Raw genomic sequence first — 16,109 nt, forward strand, 5'->3', positions numbered from 1 at the left:
AAAAAATTATGCCTCTGTGGCGGGCTTCGCTGAAGTCATGGGCTCAGCGTCTAAGGTAGATGGGGTAGCTGGGGTAGACGCCAATTCGCTATCGTGTAACCCTTGGGCAAACAAGCGACCCAATAGATTCACATCATCGACCCGCGCATAGTTGAGACGGGTGACAAACGCCAAGCGGCGATGCGGACCGGCTTCATTGAGCGGCACTAACGACACATTGGCAGTTTGCTGGCGCACTTGCCCAGCTGCCATTTGCGGGACTAGCGTGGTGCCCATACCGCTGATAGCCATTTGAATTAACGTATGCAGGCTTGCTTCACTAAAGGCGTGTTTGACGCGGCTTTTATCCAGATGACACACCGATAGCGCATGATCGGTCAAACAATGTCCTTCGCCTAGCAGCATCAAGTTACTGTTGGCTAACTCATCGGCATTGATGCTGGGTAAGTTGGCATGTTTACTGTCTTTAGCAAATACCGCCAAAAACGTCTCTGACCAAAACTCAAATGATAACAAGCCGTCAGTATTGTAAGGCAGCGCAATAATGGCGGTATCAATCGCGCCATAACGGACTTTTTCAAGCAGTCGCTCAGTTTGTTCTTCTACCACATTGAGCTGAAACTGTGGGAATTGTTGGCGCAGTAGCGGCAATACTTTGGGCAGCAAAAACGGCGCAATGGTTGGGATGATACCAATCGTCATCGGATAGGCGAGTGGGGTTTGGTGGGTCTGGGCGCGGGTTACCAAATCATTGACTTCGGCAAATATCCGCGTGGCTCGCTCAAGAATTTCCTCCCCAATCGGGGTGATTAGCACTTGTTTGTTGTTACGCTCAAAAATTTGGGTATCAAGCTGTTTTTCCAGCTCTGCAATCCCTAAGCTTAAAGCAGATTGTGAGATATTACACTCTTCTGCTGCCCGTTTAAAATGCTTGTATTTGGCAACTGCCAATGCAAATTCTAATTGTCGTAATGTAATCATGGTTTGAATTTTAACCTTTAAAATAGCGTACAATCTTCGCTAACGCGTTTTAGTTAAAGATAAATAAAAAGATAAAAGGGTAAAAAAACTGACGGCTACCCTAGCAAAAGACACGCAAAAGATGCATGTTAAAAACTTCAATTAACCGAATCATTTCAAATTTAGTTTACCATTTTTGTGTGCTTTTACGAGTGGAATATTTTTTAATCTATCATTAATTTGGTCTTGACAGTAAACTCATTATCGAGCCTTTCAAAATAATTACAAGATAGCCTAAAGATTGAAACTACAAGACATAACCAGCAAGGTTAATTTAAAAAATTAATCAATAAATTAAAAACTTTAAACTAGACTGAATCTTAAATTGTACTAAGATAAACCCATCGATAACAACGTTTGATGATTAAAAAACAGCAACCGACTATAGCCCAACAAGCTAGAAGCCTAAAAAGCTAGGTTGCCAATGACATCAAATTTGTGTTATCAATATAGCACTCACTGATTTGGCTTTGTCAAATGGTGATGTTGCTAAATTTTTAACCACAACAATAGCTTATATAAGGAAAAATCCATGGCTGCAATTATCAACCAAACCATTCCAGAATTCAAAACCCAAGCATTTGTGAATGGTGAATTCAAAGAAATCTCATCAGATGACGTTAAAGGCAAATGGGCAGTGTTTTTCTTCTACCCACATGACTTTACCTTTGTTTGCCCAACTGAACTTGAAGACATGGCAGACCATTACGAAGAAATCAAAGCATTAGGCGCGGAAGTTTATGCGGTATCGACAGACACCCATTTTGTACACAAAGCATGGGCAGATGCGTCACCTGCAATCGCTAAAGTAAAATACCCAATGCTTGGCGATGGTACTGGTAAAATCACTCGCGGCTTCAACGTGATGATTGAAGAAGACAACGCTGCGCTTCGTGGTACTTTCTTGGTAGACCCAGACGGTAAAATCAAAGTAGCAGAAATTCATGACTTAGGTATCGGTCGTTCTGCTAAAGACTTAATCCGTAAAATCGAAGCAGCTCAATATGTGCGTGACAATGACGGTGAAGTATGTCCAGCGGCATGGGAAAAAGGTAAAGAAACCTTAAAACCAAGCCTAGATTTAGTAGGTAAAATCTAATCTTGATGGTCTAATGTTTCATTGACTGACAATTAGATAAAATTAAAAACCTCAAATTGAAAGATTTGGGGTTTTTTTTATTCAACTACTGTTGTTAACAATGATAAAATCAGCTTCTTTGAAGCTTGAGAAAATAACTGAGAAAATGACCATGGATAGCGCACAAACCACCCACCAAACTGGCAGTCAGACCACAAGTAGCCATTACGCCTTGCTGTGGGCAGGGGCAGCGGTTTCAATCGCTGAGATTTTGACGGGCACCTACCTTGCGCCGTTGGGGTGGGAGCGTGGTTTGTTAGCGATTGTCATTGGGCATATGATAGGTGGGGTGCTATTTTTTTTAGTCGGCTATATTGGGGCAACCCAACGCAAAAGTGCCATGGAAACGGTGAAGGGTAATTTTGGTTTTCAAGGTGGGATGCTTTTTGCTTTGCTAAATGTTGTGCAATTGGTCGGCTGGACAGCCATCATGATTTATGATGGGGCATTGGCGGTCAATGGGATTTGGGCTATCGGGCAAGCGGCCTGGTGTGGTGTAATTGGCGCGCTGATTGTGCTGTGGCTATGGATGGGCAACCGCTTCTTTGGCAAAATCAATGCGTTGGCGGTAGCTGGGTTATTTATTTTAACGCTTATTTTGTCGTTTAAATTATTTAAGTTAGGCGCTGGGGATGTGGCAGCGACAAAAGACGTGGCAATAGCGATGAGCTTTGGGGCAGCGGTGGAGCTCGCGGTCATTATGCCATTATCATGGTTGCCACTGGTGAGTGATTATACTCGCCATGCGCAAAAACCTTTGCAAGCGACGCTCGTGAGCACCGTGAGCTATGGGGTGATGAGTGCGTGGATGTATGCGATTGGACTGGGCATGGCGTTGTATACCCAAACGTCGGATTTTGCCCAAATGCTGTTACAGCTTGGATTGGGCGTGATTGGGTTATTGTTGATTGTGCTCGCAACGGTGACAACCACGTTTTTGGATGCGTACTCGGCAGGCGTGTCGGGTGTCTCACTGTGGCAAAAACTCCCAGAAAAAGGCTTGGCAATTGGCATTACCCTCATCTGTACCATTGCAGCGATGCTGTTTCCCATGGATGATATCACTGAATTTTTATACTTTTTAGGCTCGGTGTTTGCGCCAATGGCAGCCATTCAAATTGTGGACTTTTTTATTCTAAAAAATACCGGTATCAAACAGCGTTTTAATGTCAAAAATTTGATTGTCTGGGCGATTGGTTTTTGCTTGTACCGTTATTGGCTTGCCCATCCACTCGATATCGGGAATACCTTGCCGGTGATTATGGTGACGATGCTGTTATGCTTCTTGGCTAATGTATTCACAAAAAAATAGTGCCGTCAGCCACGCTTAAACCAATTTTTTTACAGTCCAATTTTCTTAAAGTAGGGTTGATTGGTTGATTGAACCATTAAGCTTGCTATCAATAGCAAAAGCCCTGTCACAGAGAACAGGGCTTTAATCAAAAAAATCGAATTTAGCTTAGAACTTATTTATTTTTATTGTCTTCTAAGATTTTGTAGATTTCATCTTTTAATTGTAGTTTTTGTTTTTTTAATGCTTCAATTTCGTCATCACGGCTGCCCGCTGCAATAGGATCTTTTTCTAGATTAATGATTTGAGCATCTAAGTCGTTGTGTTTATCAAATAGTTTTTCAAAGTATTTATCAGAAGTTTTTAGTTTACTAATAAGTTCGCGATGTTCTGGAAACATAGTTTTTTCCTTTTTTTGGTTGTATGTGAAAAATAATGCAAAGGGGTCAATACATAAGACAAATTTGATTGAGTTGGTATATTGCATTTGTCTTATTAGCATTGTAACTAAAAATTGCCTAGTTGACTATACGCTAATCGGTAACAATTGGTGAGGGGGAAAAAGCCACACCATCAATGGATTATGGCAATTTATGTATTAATATTTTGTTATATAAAATAATAAACGTTTTGTTTTTTAAAACATAGCTATCAACTTTCTCACATTGTCAAAGCCCACAAAAATCACAATAATAAGGTTAACAAAATGACTTACCCAATAACTAGAAGGAAAATACCATGTTAGATCAAGGTTTATTAGATGCAGTAAAAAGTTATAGCGAACGTATGACTCGCCCGATTGAGTTTGTGTTGGGTGAAGGTGAGCATGAACAGCGCGCTGAACTGGTGGATTTTTTGACCCAAATTGCAGCCACTACTGACAAGATTAGTTTGAGTCAACAATTCGATGCCAATCTATCACCGATGAGTTTTAAAATCCGTAGCCAAGACAAAGATACGGGTATCATTTTTAGTGGTATTCCAGGGGGTCACGAGTTTACCTCATTGATTTTGGCGATTTTGCAATCAGGTGGTAGTGAACTCAAACTTGACCCAGGTATTCAAAATATCATTAAGGCGATTAAACAGCCGCTAAAATTTGAAACGTTCGTCTCGTTGTCTTGCCACAACTGTCCAGACGTGGTGCAAGCGCTGAACCAATTTGCGTTATTGAACGACAACATCAGCAATGAAATGATTGATGGTGGCGTGTTCCAAGACATGATTAACGAGCGCAATATCCAAGGCGTACCTGCAGTATATTTAAATGGCAAACCTTTTGCCAATGGTAAAATTGACACTGCCAAACTTATCGAGAAACTGCAACAGCAATATCCAGATTTGATGAGTGCAGCAGCAGCCGAACAGCTTGAGCAGCAAGATGTAACTATCATCGGTGGCGGACCTGCGGGCGTAGCGGCAGCCATTTATGTGGCACGTAAAGGCTTAAAAGTGACCATGGTGGCTGATCGTATCGGTGGACAAGTGAAAGATACCCAAGATATCGAAAACTTGATTTCAATCCCATTGACCAATGGTAATGAATTATCTGCCAATTTTGTCAAACATATCACCGCTTATAATATCACGGTCAAAGAAATGGTAAGCGTGACATCCATCAGCGAAAATTCTGCACAAATGAATGAGCAAGGCGAGGATAAACCAACCTACCAAATCACGCTTAATACCGGTGAAAGTTTTAGCACTCGTGCGATTATCGTAGCGACAGGGGCAAAATGGCGTAAACTTAACATCAAAGGTGAAGACGAAAATATCGGTAGTGGCGTCGCATATTGTCCCCACTGTGATGGTCCTTTCTTTAAAGGCAAAGACGTGGCAGTTGTGGGCGGCGGTAACTCAGGGATTGAAGCGGCAATTGACTTGGCAGGCATTGTCAAACACGTGACAGTGTTAGAATTTGCTGACACGCTCAAAGCAGACCAAGTATTGATTGATAAAGCCAAAGAGCGCGATAATATCGATATCATGACAAGTGTAGCGAGCCAAGAGGTTAAAGCAACTGATGGTAAAGTCAGTTCGCTAATTTACCAAGACCGTACCACCGGTGAAAACAAAGAATTGCCACTATCTGCTATCTTTGTGCAAATCGGACTGGTGCCAAACTCGGAATTGGTCAAAGATTTGGTACAGGTGACCAAATTTGGTGAAATTGAAATCAATGAGAAATGCCAAACCAACAAACCCGGAATTTTTGCCTGTGGTGATGTGACTACCGTGCCATTTAAGCAAATTAATATTGCGATGGGCGAAGGTAGTAAAGCGGCACTCAGTGCGTTTGAATACCTCATGTTGCAATAATTTTTTAGTTATTTTTCAAAAAAAGCCAAACCTCATAGTTTGGCTTTTTTTGGCGGGTAATTTTTTTTGCAGGTAACTTTTTTTGGCGGCTAATATTGTGTTGCCTTGTCAGTCTATATTGGTGAGGTAGGCATACTACCCAAAATCCGCTACAATAACTTGCAAGCTATTAATAGCGATTTAAAGGAATAAATCATGACAACAGCAAATACTTCATCCATCAAGCAGGTGACAGTAGCGGGCGGCGGCGTACTGGGTTCTCAAATCGCCATGCAAAATGCCTTTTTTGGCTTTAACGTCACTATCTTTGATCAAGAACCTGAAAAAGTCAAAGGGCGCATCGCAAAACTCATGCCCATCTATGCCAAATTCTATGACAAAAGCCCAGCCCAAGCCCAAGTAATCACCCATGCGATTCGCTATGTGACTGACTTAGGCGAAGCGGTGGCACAGGCTGATTTGGTCATCGAAGCCTTACCAGAAGTCCTTGATATCAAAAATGAATTTTATAAGACGCTGGCAAAGCTAGCGCCAAGTCACACGATTTTTGCCAGTAACAGCTCAACGTTGATTCCTAGCCAAATGGTCGAAGCCACAAGTCGTCCCGATAAATTTTTGGCATTACACTTTGCCAACCGTATCTGGGTGAACAACACCGCAGAAGTCATGGGCTCAGCACATACTGACCCTGCGGTATTTGACAGCATTGTTGCTTATGCCAAAGCCATTGGCATGGTGGCGTTACCCCTCAATAAAGAACAGCCTGGCTATATCTTAAATACCCTATTAGTGCCTTTCTTAAATGCCGGTATGCACTTGTATGCCAATGACATTGCCGATCCGCAGACCGTTGATAAAACTTGGATGATTGGTACAGGCGCACCGATGGGACCGTTTGCCATCATGGATATCGTAGGAGTTAATACCATTGTTAATATCAGCCAGCAAAAAGCCAAAACAGGCTCGAAAACTGCCGAGCGATTTATCCAAAAACTGCAAACCGAACTGATTGATAAAGGTCGCACAGGGTTTGAAGTGGGGAAGGGTTTTTATGATTATCCAAACCCGGCTTATAAAGACCCTGATTTTTTAAAATAAGCGTCAAAAAAGTTTAAAAGTCAGTATTTAAAAGTCAGTGGATGACAAAAGCCCACTGACCCAAAATGGGCTTTGTTTTTTATCTTCTATTGCGGCAGCACCCACGCCTAGCACTTGCCAAAGCCAACAATTTACCCCAAAATGATAAAAAATTGTTGCCAAAAATCCCCGATGAAGCCGACCACCGCCCAACAAGTCAACACCTTATTATATTATTTGCAGACCAAACAGACACCGCCGTTTAAGATTCTGTTTTGGGAAAACTTGCAAAAGATTGACTTTGATTATTCAGCCAACAGCCTACAACAACTCAGTCGGTTTTTTGCAGCAATGGCAAAACGCCACATTCAATTGCCACAATTATTGGCAAAACAAAGCGGGCAAGCACTTATAGTAGCGCTCGCCGCTTATATTGCAGACTATTTAGCCAAAACCACCGGGCAACCGATTGCTTGGTATGACTATGACAGGATGTCAGCGCAGCTGGCACGGCAAAATAAGCACCCCACCCAGTCACAGTTACCTGCCGATTTTTACAGCTCACTCACCGCGCGTATCGGGCACACAGTCTATTGCCAACCGCTCAAGTTATTACCAGATTTGCTGCAGGGTAAGGAGGTGTTGCCACAGTTTATTGCCCAGATGACACAAACCCTCTATCAGCAATCGCAAGTCAACTTATTGCAATCGCCTGAGGCGGTGTGTCAAGGCTATTTGGCAAAAGTGAAAACAGGTAAACTACAGGATTCTGCTATCGCATTTTCTACCTATCTGGCAGCAGTGAATTTTGATCATAGCCGTGATAGCTTAGTGCAAATTGATGAGGCATTATCGGCTATCCAGCAGGCGTTTGGGTTTACGCAAGCGGATTATCTGGATTTTTTGCAAGACACCTCACGTCAAGCATTTTGTTATTTGCTGGGGTTTTATATTGGCGTGACCAGCAGTCGCTTGGCAAATGCGCCCGTGCGCTGGGTATCTTTTGCGCAGATGTATGATAGCTTGGGCGAGGCGTTTGCTGAATGCCTTGAGCATAGTTTTGTACTGCTGTTTGAGGACTGCTATCGCACGCCGATGCTGGTAGTGACCAATCGGTTATTTGGACTTGCTAGCAATTTTCCGACCACCGCTGCTGAGTTTGCGGATATTGTGCAACGGCAAAATGCAGGTCACTTAGCGGTTTATCCTTATCAAGATGCTGTGAGCGCTACCACTGACTTGCCAGCGCTTTGGACGTCAGCCATGCAGGCGGCGAGTGCGTTGGTGGCGTCTGTGCTATCAAGGCTATCACAAGGTGAGCCAATTTTACCTTGTGTGTATCAAGCCTATACCAGCGACAATACAGCCGATGAATTAACCGCATTTAATCCATCTAATATTAAGCTGTTATCACCTAGCGATACGGATTTAGACACAGTTACAGCCACAGATACAGATAAGCTGATTGATAGCCTCTACCAAACGCTGCATCAAAATCCACAATTAGCCCCCATAATCGTCGGCTGTTTTGATAGCTATACCAATTTGCCGATGGGGCGTACTGAAGGGATCGTGATTGAGATATGGGTGTATGAAAACCCTCGCTTAGAGCTGCAGCTTGTGTTGCCGTATCAGTCTGCCAATGATTGGCACAGTCTAAAAATTTATCCGTTAGTCAGTCATCAAAACAGCGCACAAACAGCGATTACGTCAGAGCAAATAACCGCGTTAACCACTGACTTTTACCAAGCACTGCTAAGCACACCTTTAACACAAAATACCGCGGTCAAAACGCTGTGGCAAGATGCCTATGTCAATCAACTTGATAGCTGGGTATTGCCGCCCAAAGACCAGCGTATCCAGCAACAAAACGCGCAGCTGGTGACGCATTTTGATTTTGCGCTATTACCGATACTCGATAATCAACCCAATGTGAATATGGCAGCTTTTGACTATACCAGCATTGATTGGCGCGGGTTTGATTTGGCGAAACATATTTTGCAAGCCAGCCACCATGAACAACGCTATTTGCAAGTATACGTTAGTGATAACTTGATTAAAGATGAACTGTATCGGCAAGTAGAAGCGACTGAGGATTTATATCGCTATGGCAAAGTAGTGTGGGGTGTTGTGATAAAATCTGATGCGGCGTTAACCCAGCCTATGTCAGAAGAGGAACGAGACACGCCTTTTGCCAACCATCGGGTAAGTTGTGCCGACATTTTGTTTGATCCAAGCGGGCAAGCAAGGGTAGAAGATTTGCAAGCCAAGGCCAGTCAATTAATGGATGCGGTTAGTACAGTCAATCAGCCGCCAAATACTACGCCTGATGTGTCGTTTTATCAATTACATTGCCAAGACGACACATCTAGGGTGTTCAATTTGGCTTATCCAGCCAGTATCGCAGCGACAAACTATCGGATAACTAACAGTTGGATTTGGCGGCGTCATTTGCCCAATGGCATGTTATCAAACAGCATAGTGCCCATTATCATTCATACTAATGCTTACCAAAATAAAGCCGAGCAGGGCGAAATTATGGTATTGCCTAGCCAATTATGGGATAAAGCCTATTATCACTATTGGCTAAGTTTGGCTTATGAGCAATTTGGGCAAGATTATGATTTACTTCCCTATATCCACTGGCAGCAAAAATACGCACAGGATAGCACCGATGCCGCAACCCAAAAGCGGCTATGGCCAAAATTTAAACCCAACCGAGCACCCAGCCGAGAACAAAGTTCAGCTATCGGATTGATGTCAGACAAGCTAGAAAATCCAATGCCAGCTACTGCTAAGCAACAGGGCAGTTTGCAACAATCGACTATTCAACAAGCGAATATTCAAAAAACAGCTGGGCAAAAACTTGCTGATGTAAAGCCAGTTTCACAGCCATCAACAGAGTTAACACCCCAGACAGCACAGGCAGCCAAAATATCACAGACATCACAGACACCAAAGGCAATGCCGCCCTCTTCGCTGTCCAATGAATTGGCGCAGCAACTCAAGAATGACAAGCTGCGCTTACAAACCCAATTATCCACTAAAGATACAGCCAAAGAAAAAAAATTCCTGCTGATTGCTATCGGTGGGGTGCTAATTTTGATTATCATGGTGATACTGGTCAAATTGATGCGATAAATTTGCCCGATTTTTATTTGAAAAAAGTCAGCATACGCATCAAAAGGTCATAAAAATTTGTTATGCTAACGGTCTGTAAGTTGGATGATGACAACAAAAAGAAAGATAGGGATACAATATGAAAATTATTGCTGATGGCAATATTGCTCATTTAAGCGATTTTTTTAATGAACACACTTTAGGGCGACCCATCGAATTGATTGCGATGGCAGGGCGTGAGATTGACGCGGCTGTGATAGATGAGCATCAGCCTGATATTTTGCTGGTACGTTCCGTCACGCCTGTCAACAAGCTGTTATTAGACAACAATAAAAGCGTCAAATTTGTCGGTAGTACCACCATCGGCATCGACCATGTCGATGTGGAGTACCTTGCCAAGCGCGGTATCATTTTTGCCCATGCCGCTGGCTGTAGTAAGCATTCGGTTGCACAATATGTGGTGGCAGCGATTGCCAATTTGCGCCCTGACTATTTATTCAAACCCATCAACCTTGGCATTATTGGGGTGGGCAATATCGGTAATACCCTCGCGCAATATGCGATTTCCTATGGCTGGAATGTGCTGGGCTATGACCCACTCAAACCACCGTCGGTGGTGAACAACGCCAAACTTGAAACTGTACTGCAAGAAAGCAATGTGATTAGCTTCCACGTGCCACTCACGCATGCGCACAACAGCTCATATCCCACCCATCACGACTATCTGATGACCCCAGCACGTTGGCAAACGGTATCCGACACTGCCATCATCATCAATACCTCACGCGGTGAAGTGCTCGGTCGTGACGATATTGTCGCAAGCCCGAATGTGTGTGTGCTCGATGTGTTTGAGCACGAGCCCAATATCGATGCAGAGCTGCTCAAAGCCTGTAGTATCGTCACCCCGCATATCGCCGGTTATACCCTAGAAGGCAAACTTAGGGGCACACAGTTTGTCTATAATGCCTTATGCAAATATTTACAGGTTGCCCCAACGGTTGATTTTCATACCTTGATGCCAGCTGAAGTGCCGCTGTTTCAAGAAGTGCATAATCCACTCAAAGACCACGAGCGCCACCAACTGCTCAATAAAATTCCTGTGATGTATGACATCAAAGCCGATGACAAGCGTTTACGTAGTGTGGCAAATGCAAACGGTGATATTGAAGGCAAAGACTTTGATAACCTGCGTAAAAATTACCCGCTGCGCCGTGAATGGCAATCATACGTGTTTAAAATTTGATAAAAATGTTTAATGTGAGATAAAGCAAAAATAGCCAGTATGGGAAAATACTAGCTATTTTTTTTGGGTCTGCTAATATTGTCGCAAATCCACCTATCCAAACTGCTATGTCAACCACTTATCAACCTACTTGCACCCTACAAACCGCCCAAGCCCGTGCTGCGATGTACGCCACCATTCGCCAGTTTTTTGCCGAGCGACAGGTGCTAGAAGTGCAAACCCCGGTGATGTCACAGGCGGGCAACACCGATATATTTTTGCAATCCGTCTCTAGCAATGTCACTGTGGCCGACCATCCAACAACCTATTATCTACACACCTCACCTGAATTTGCCATGAAGCGTCTATTGGCAGCTTGGCAAGTGCCGATATACCAGATTTGCCCCGTGTTTCGCGACAACGAAATTGGCAGCCGTCACAACATTGAATTTACCATGCTTGAATGGTATCGTCCCAATTTTAGCTTGGATGAACTGGCAAAAGAAACCAATGACTTGGTGTCCGCGGTACTCGGCTATCCGGTGATTTTTGACCATTATCGCTATGTCGATGCCTTTATGGATTTTGTTAAAATTCATCCCTTCAATGCCAGTTGCGATACTCTCAAAGCCATCGCCAAAGATAATGGTCTTAATATTGATTTGGGGGAGGATCACCAAGGCTGGTTAGATTTATTATTTAGTCATTTGGTGGAGCCTAATTTGGGAAAAACGCTACCGACAATTATCTATGATTATCCTGTCGCCACTGCCGCGCTTGCCAAGACAGTCACAGACAAAGACGGCAATCGGGTAGCTAGACGCTTTGAGCTGTATATCAATGGTCTTGAAATCGCCAATGCGTATGATGAGTTGGCTGATGGACAAGCGCTGCGTCTGCGCTTTGATGAAGACAATGTGGCGCGTAAAAAACGCGGGCTACCTGTGATGCCAATTGACGAAAATCTGCTGGCAGCTTGTGATGCCCTGCCAGCTTGTAGTGGCATTGCGCTTGGCATCGATCGATTGCTGATGATTAAAACGGGCAAAACCCATATCCGCGATGTCATCGCTTTACCCACCCCTCACGCCTAACAGCAGTGAACTCAAAAAATAGGAATTGATATGAAAATTTGGCATTTATTTTTGGGGCTGATGGCAGGCTTGGGCATCCCGATTCAAGCGGCGATTAATACCCGATTGGGCGCAATGTTTGGTGGTCAACCGTTAATGGCAGCATTTGTATCGTTTACGGTTGGCGCGCTATTATTATTATTGGTGTCTTTGCTATTTGTCGATTGGCAAGCGGTACAATCGGGTTTATCAGACATGCAAATCAGTGATTGGTGGAAATGGCTTGGCGGTGCACTGGGCGCGTTTTTTGTTTTTGCGTCGATTTTTTTAGCGCCAAAAATCGGTGTTGCCAATACGGTGTTTTTATTTATTTTAGGTCAGCTGGTCATGGGCATGGTGGTGGATAGCTTGGGTTTATTTGGTATGCCTGTTAAAACGCTGCATTGGAGTAAATTTTTGGGGATTGTATTGATGCTGGTGGGCGTATCGTTTTTTATGTTTGGACAAAAATGGTTTGCTAAGTCGTCATAAGGCTATTTTTAGGTCAATGTTCAAATCCAATCGCTAATTGCTGGATATAATCATTGAATTTGTGTTCATCTTGCGAAGCAATCATAAAGGCATTGGGAATAGACTCATCCATACCCAGTAACATCACCACACCAAAATCCTCAGCTTGAAAATAGCGCTCATGCGGTTGACGCAGTTCGGTGATTTCACTGGCTAAACTTTGTAGTTTTTGTGCCAAATCCTGTGGGATTGTGATGCCATCAAAATCATAAATTTGTGCATGGTGTTTCAATCCACCATTGACGCCATTAATAATCGCTTGCGCCAGCAAAAACTCAGCCAGTGGCAATTCATCAAACCAATGAATTTCGCTTTGTTCAATCGCATCAAAGTTGCGGCTCATTTGCACCATCGGGTTATGCTGTTTTTTTGGACTTAGGTCATCTACATGAATGCCCCAAACGCCGTCATTATCGCAGGTTTTGCCAATGACGAGATGGTCGCCCAAGCGTTCTAACGGCAATAAACCAAGATAATTAAAGCCACTATTGAGACTAGCGATATTGCCTAAAGTCAATAAATAATGATACAAACCTGCAGGTAGTTGAAAGCCCAAGCCCTGCTCATTTTGCTCAATCATCGCCTGACTGACACCCAGCGGTTCGGGGTGATTCTCCAGTTGATACAATAACTTAATAGCACTAATAGGGTTTAGCATAATCAACTAGCGAATCCAAGCGTTCAAAATATTGGCAAAGGCTTGTTTGTCTTTGTCGCTATAGGGTGCTTGCCCACCTTGCTGTGAAGGTTCTAACACGCCCGTACTGCGCATGGTGTCCATAAAATCGCGCATATTAAGCTTTTGCTTGATATTGTCTCTGTCATACACAAAACCGCGAGACGTGACTACCTTGGCGCCTTTTTCAATGCAGTCATTGGCGAGCGGGATATCACTGGTGATGACCACGTCGCCCGCTACACAGTGCGCTGCGATATAGTCATCTGCTTTATCAAAACCGCCTTCGACCACTGTCATCTGCAAAACTGGCAACCGCGGCAAAGCAATGGCACGATTGGCGACAAAAATTGTGGTCGTCTGCGTGCGTTCCGCGGTTTTGATGATGATTTGCTTGGCAATATTCGGGATTGCGTCAGCGTCTATCCACAGGGTAATTTTTGCTGTCATGGCTTTCACTAAAAAGGATTAGTCGTCTAGCAAATCAAGCTGTTTGGCAGACTGGAATAACACATTTGAGCGGTTGCCCGAACGGCAGAACATAAACACGGGTTTTTCTGCTTGATTAAAAATCTCGGCAAACTGTTCAACTTGCTCACGGGTTAATTGACCACCAACGACCGGTAGATAATGATAGGCGAGCCCTGCTTGCTGTGCTTTAGTAGCGATATCCGTTTGCAGCGGTTGGTTGGGTTCTTCGCCATCGGGGCGGTTGTTGATGATGGTTTTAAAACCCTGCGCCGCGATTTTTTCAACTTGCTGTGGCTCAATTTGACCATAAAAAACTGTATTGTTTGGCATATTGTGTTTCCTTATAAAGTTAGCGATAAAGTTAGCGTTGATTATTCATGTTTTTACTGACTGCGACAAGTATATTTATTGGGTTAATTGTTTAACGGCTTGTTGCGTACTTAAAAATACCTTGCCTGTTAATTTTTGAATTACATTGGTTTTTTCAATCACATCCATCACAGGCCCTTTGACTTCCGAAAAATGTAGGGTGATAGCTTGAGCTGCCAAATTTTGGTTTAAATTGATGAGCATATCTTGTGCGGTCAAATCAATATGATTGACTGCCGACAACATCAGCACCAGATTTTTGGTCTGTGAATGACTGGCAATCGCCTGCTCAATAAACTGTAGTACGGAATGGGCATTACCATAAAACAGGCTTTCATCAATGCGAATGATCAACAAATCATCAAACTGGGTCACTGCATGGCGTGCAACATTACGAAAATGCCCGGTATCACCAATTTGACCCACAATCGCGATATGCGGATGGCTGGTTTGCCAAATCAGGCCTGCAAAGGAGGCAAACAGCCCCGCCACCAAGCCAACATTTAGCCCAAACAATAACACACCTGTGAGTGCCACGCCAAATGCCAGCGCATCGAGTTTGTCATAGCGCAGCGCTTGCTTGAGTGTTTGTACGTCAATCATACTGATAATCACTGACATGATAATAGCACCCAATATCGCGTAGGGCAGTGGCTCTAAAGTTTGGCTAAAAAACAGCAGCACCAATGCCATCACCAGTACCGATAACATACTGGCAAGGGGACTTTGCGCGCCCGCATCGACATTTACTGCGGTGCGTGAGAAGCCACCGACAATGTTAAACGACTGAAAAAACGCACCTGCGATATTGGCAAAACCCAACCCTTTGAGTTCCAAATTAGCATCGTAAGCTTCATGGCGTTGTCGCGCAAATGAGCTGGCAACCGAGTTGCTAGAGACAAACGCAATCAGCGCCATCAATCCGGCTGCAGGTAATAAATTAATGAGTTCAACGGGCGAAATCTGATAAAACGGCAGCACAAAATGCGGCAAACCACTGGGTATATCCGCCACCGTGCGAATACCGATAGCGGCAAAGTTGCCAACTTGACTGGCGATAATACCGATTGCCAGCACCGCAAGGGGTAACATACGCGTGATGATCTCAATGACTTTGGCAGCCAATAAAGGCTTGAGCCAAGTTTTAAGATAATAGCGGTTGATAAACAGTACGGTGAATGCCGCAACACCGACCATCAAGGTAGGCACGTGCAACTCACGGCGGTGAAACAAAAAGGTTTCAACATTCTCTAGCAGTGAATTGCCACTGATCGCGATACCCGTCACATATTTGATTTGCCCGACCAAAATCAAAATTGCCGCGCCACTAATAAACCCTGCCGTCACGCCACGGCTAATAAACTGGGTAATCCAGCCGAGCCGAAATACGCTTGCTAGCCATAATAGTGCCCCTGTTATCAGCGCCAAAAACGACGCCATAATGGCATAATGCATGGGCGGTAATTCGTTATAGGGCTGCAGCGCTTGTGCGGTCATAATCGCCGTAATCGCCACAGGACCGACGGCATTGACCGAGCTTGCGCCAATCCATGCATACACCAGTACCGGCACAATCGCTGAATATAACCCATATACAGGGGGCAAACCCGACAGCATGGCATAACCCAAGCTTTGCGGAATCACCAAAATACCCACGATAACACCCGCCAACAAATCTTGACTGAGATTTGCCTTGTTATAGTGCGTTACCCAGTGGGGTAAGCGTCGCAAGTTGGCTAAATGTAATGGCAAGGTGGTTATCC

The 16,109-nt window shown here is 44.0% G+C and carries 14 protein-coding genes; 8 read left to right on the forward strand and 6 right to left on the reverse strand.

Annotation, left to right across the window (positions count from 1 at the left end; translation table 11 throughout):
• Positions 1–6 precede the first annotated feature (6 nt).
• Complete coding sequence (locus LAJ61_RS07870) at positions 7–981, reverse strand: hydrogen peroxide-inducible genes activator (protein WP_224053473.1); 975 nt, start codon at positions 979–981, stop codon at positions 7–9.
• A 571-nt stretch (positions 982–1,552) separates the two neighbouring features.
• Between LAJ61_RS07870 and ahpC the strand changes: the two genes are divergently transcribed.
• Both ahpC and cytX read left to right on the forward strand, forming a co-directional pair.
• Complete coding sequence (gene ahpC, locus LAJ61_RS07875) at positions 1,553–2,119, forward strand: alkyl hydroperoxide reductase subunit C (RefSeq protein ID WP_065263267.1); 567 nt, start codon at positions 1,553–1,555, stop codon at positions 2,117–2,119.
• Positions 2,120–2,270: 151 nt separating this feature from the next.
• Positions 2,271–3,470, forward strand: coding sequence for a putative hydroxymethylpyrimidine transporter CytX (gene cytX / locus LAJ61_RS07880; RefSeq protein WP_224053474.1), 1,200 nt, complete (start codon positions 2,271–2,273; stop codon positions 3,468–3,470).
• A 154-nt stretch (positions 3,471–3,624) separates the two neighbouring features.
• Here the strand turns inward: cytX and LAJ61_RS07885 are convergent, their stop codons facing one another.
• Positions 3,625–3,849 carry an HP1242/YdcH family protein gene (locus LAJ61_RS07885; protein ID WP_135888383.1) on the reverse strand — a complete coding sequence of 75 codons (225 nt, stop codon included), beginning with the start codon at positions 3,847–3,849 and terminating at the stop codon, positions 3,625–3,627.
• Between the two features lie 338 nt (positions 3,850–4,187).
• On the opposite strand from LAJ61_RS07885, the gene ahpF reads away from it, so the two are divergent.
• The 6 genes from ahpF to LAJ61_RS07915 all read left to right on the forward strand — a co-directional run bounded on the left by ahpF (position 4,188) and on the right by LAJ61_RS07915 (position 12,791).
• A complete protein-coding gene (ahpF, locus tag LAJ61_RS07890) occupies positions 4,188–5,768 on the forward strand; it encodes an alkyl hydroperoxide reductase subunit F (RefSeq protein ID WP_224053475.1) in 1,581 nt (526 codons plus the stop codon).
• A 195-nt stretch (positions 5,769–5,963) separates the two neighbouring features.
• Positions 5,964–6,866: a 3-hydroxyacyl-CoA dehydrogenase gene (locus LAJ61_RS07895; protein ID WP_224053476.1), complete on the forward strand. Its 903-nt coding sequence runs from the start codon at positions 5,964–5,966 to the stop codon at positions 6,864–6,866.
• A gap of 171 nt (positions 6,867–7,037) precedes the next feature.
• Positions 7,038–9,986: a hypothetical protein gene (locus LAJ61_RS07900; RefSeq protein ID WP_224053477.1), complete on the forward strand. Its 2,949-nt coding sequence runs from the start codon at positions 7,038–7,040 to the stop codon at positions 9,984–9,986.
• A 118-nt stretch (positions 9,987–10,104) separates the two neighbouring features.
• Positions 10,105–11,208: a 4-phosphoerythronate dehydrogenase gene (locus tag LAJ61_RS07905; RefSeq protein WP_224053478.1), complete on the forward strand. Its 1,104-nt coding sequence runs from the start codon at positions 10,105–10,107 to the stop codon at positions 11,206–11,208.
• Between the two features lie 107 nt (positions 11,209–11,315).
• Entirely contained in the window at positions 11,316–12,281 is a 966-nt protein-coding gene (gene epmA, locus LAJ61_RS07910; protein WP_224053479.1) for an EF-P lysine aminoacylase EpmA, read from the forward strand.
• 30 nt (positions 12,282–12,311) lie between these two features.
• Positions 12,312–12,791 carry a DMT family transporter gene (locus LAJ61_RS07915; protein WP_224053480.1) on the forward strand — a complete coding sequence of 160 codons (480 nt, stop codon included), beginning with the start codon at positions 12,312–12,314 and terminating at the stop codon, positions 12,789–12,791.
• 13 nt (positions 12,792–12,804) lie between these two features.
• On the opposite strand, the gene LAJ61_RS07920 is transcribed toward LAJ61_RS07915, so the two are convergent.
• The 4 genes from LAJ61_RS07920 to LAJ61_RS07935 all read right to left on the reverse strand — a co-directional run bounded on the left by LAJ61_RS07920 (position 12,805) and on the right by LAJ61_RS07935 (position 16,098).
• Positions 12,805–13,488, reverse strand: a complete 684-nt coding sequence (locus LAJ61_RS07920) for a hypothetical protein (RefSeq protein WP_224053481.1) — start codon at positions 13,486–13,488, stop codon at positions 12,805–12,807.
• A gap of 6 nt (positions 13,489–13,494) precedes the next feature.
• Complete coding sequence (locus LAJ61_RS07925; RefSeq protein ID WP_224054831.1) at positions 13,495–13,944, reverse strand: YaiI/YqxD family protein; 450 nt, start codon at positions 13,942–13,944, stop codon at positions 13,495–13,497.
• Positions 13,945–13,974: 30 nt separating this feature from the next.
• Positions 13,975–14,307 (reverse strand): protein tyrosine phosphatase family protein, encoded by a 333-nt coding sequence (locus tag LAJ61_RS07930; protein WP_224053482.1) that lies wholly within the window; start codon positions 14,305–14,307, stop codon positions 13,975–13,977.
• Positions 14,308–14,382: 75 nt separating this feature from the next.
• Positions 14,383–16,098, reverse strand: coding sequence for a SulP family inorganic anion transporter (locus tag LAJ61_RS07935; protein WP_224053483.1), 1,716 nt, complete (start codon positions 16,096–16,098; stop codon positions 14,383–14,385).
• Positions 16,099–16,109: the final 11 nt, after the last annotated feature.

It is taken from the genome of Faucicola osloensis (assembly GCF_020041925.1).
In the GTDB taxonomy this organism is placed as follows: domain Bacteria; phylum Pseudomonadota; class Gammaproteobacteria; order Pseudomonadales; family Moraxellaceae; genus Faucicola; species Faucicola osloensis_D.

Excerpts from the sequence above, each read along its gene's own strand:
- epmA (WP_224053479.1), top strand. The coding sequence starts at position 11,316 with ATGTCAACCACTTATCAACCTACTTGCACCCTACAAACCGCCCAAGCC.
- ahpC (WP_065263267.1), top strand. The coding sequence starts at position 1,553 with ATGGCTGCAATTATCAACCAAACCATTCCAGAATTCAAAACCCAAGCA.
- ahpF (WP_224053475.1), top strand. The coding sequence starts at position 4,188 with ATGTTAGATCAAGGTTTATTAGATGCAGTAAAAAGTTATAGCGAACGT.
- LAJ61_RS07870 (WP_224053473.1), bottom strand. The coding sequence starts at position 981 with ATGATTACATTACGACAATTAGAATTTGCATTGGCAGTTGCCAAATAC.
- LAJ61_RS07905 (WP_224053478.1), top strand. The coding sequence starts at position 10,105 with ATGAAAATTATTGCTGATGGCAATATTGCTCATTTAAGCGATTTTTTT.
- LAJ61_RS07900 (WP_224053477.1), top strand. The coding sequence starts at position 7,038 with ATGAAGCCGACCACCGCCCAACAAGTCAACACCTTATTATATTATTTG.
- cytX (WP_224053474.1), top strand. The coding sequence starts at position 2,271 with ATGGATAGCGCACAAACCACCCACCAAACTGGCAGTCAGACCACAAGT.
- LAJ61_RS07885 (WP_135888383.1), bottom strand. The coding sequence starts at position 3,849 with ATGTTTCCAGAACATCGCGAACTTATTAGTAAACTAAAAACTTCTGAT.
- LAJ61_RS07915 (WP_224053480.1), top strand. The coding sequence starts at position 12,312 with ATGAAAATTTGGCATTTATTTTTGGGGCTGATGGCAGGCTTGGGCATC.
- LAJ61_RS07930 (WP_224053482.1), bottom strand. The coding sequence starts at position 14,307 with ATGCCAAACAATACAGTTTTTTATGGTCAAATTGAGCCACAGCAAGTT.
- LAJ61_RS07895 (WP_224053476.1), top strand. The coding sequence starts at position 5,964 with ATGACAACAGCAAATACTTCATCCATCAAGCAGGTGACAGTAGCGGGC.
- LAJ61_RS07920 (WP_224053481.1), bottom strand. The coding sequence starts at position 13,488 with ATGCTAAACCCTATTAGTGCTATTAAGTTATTGTATCAACTGGAGAAT.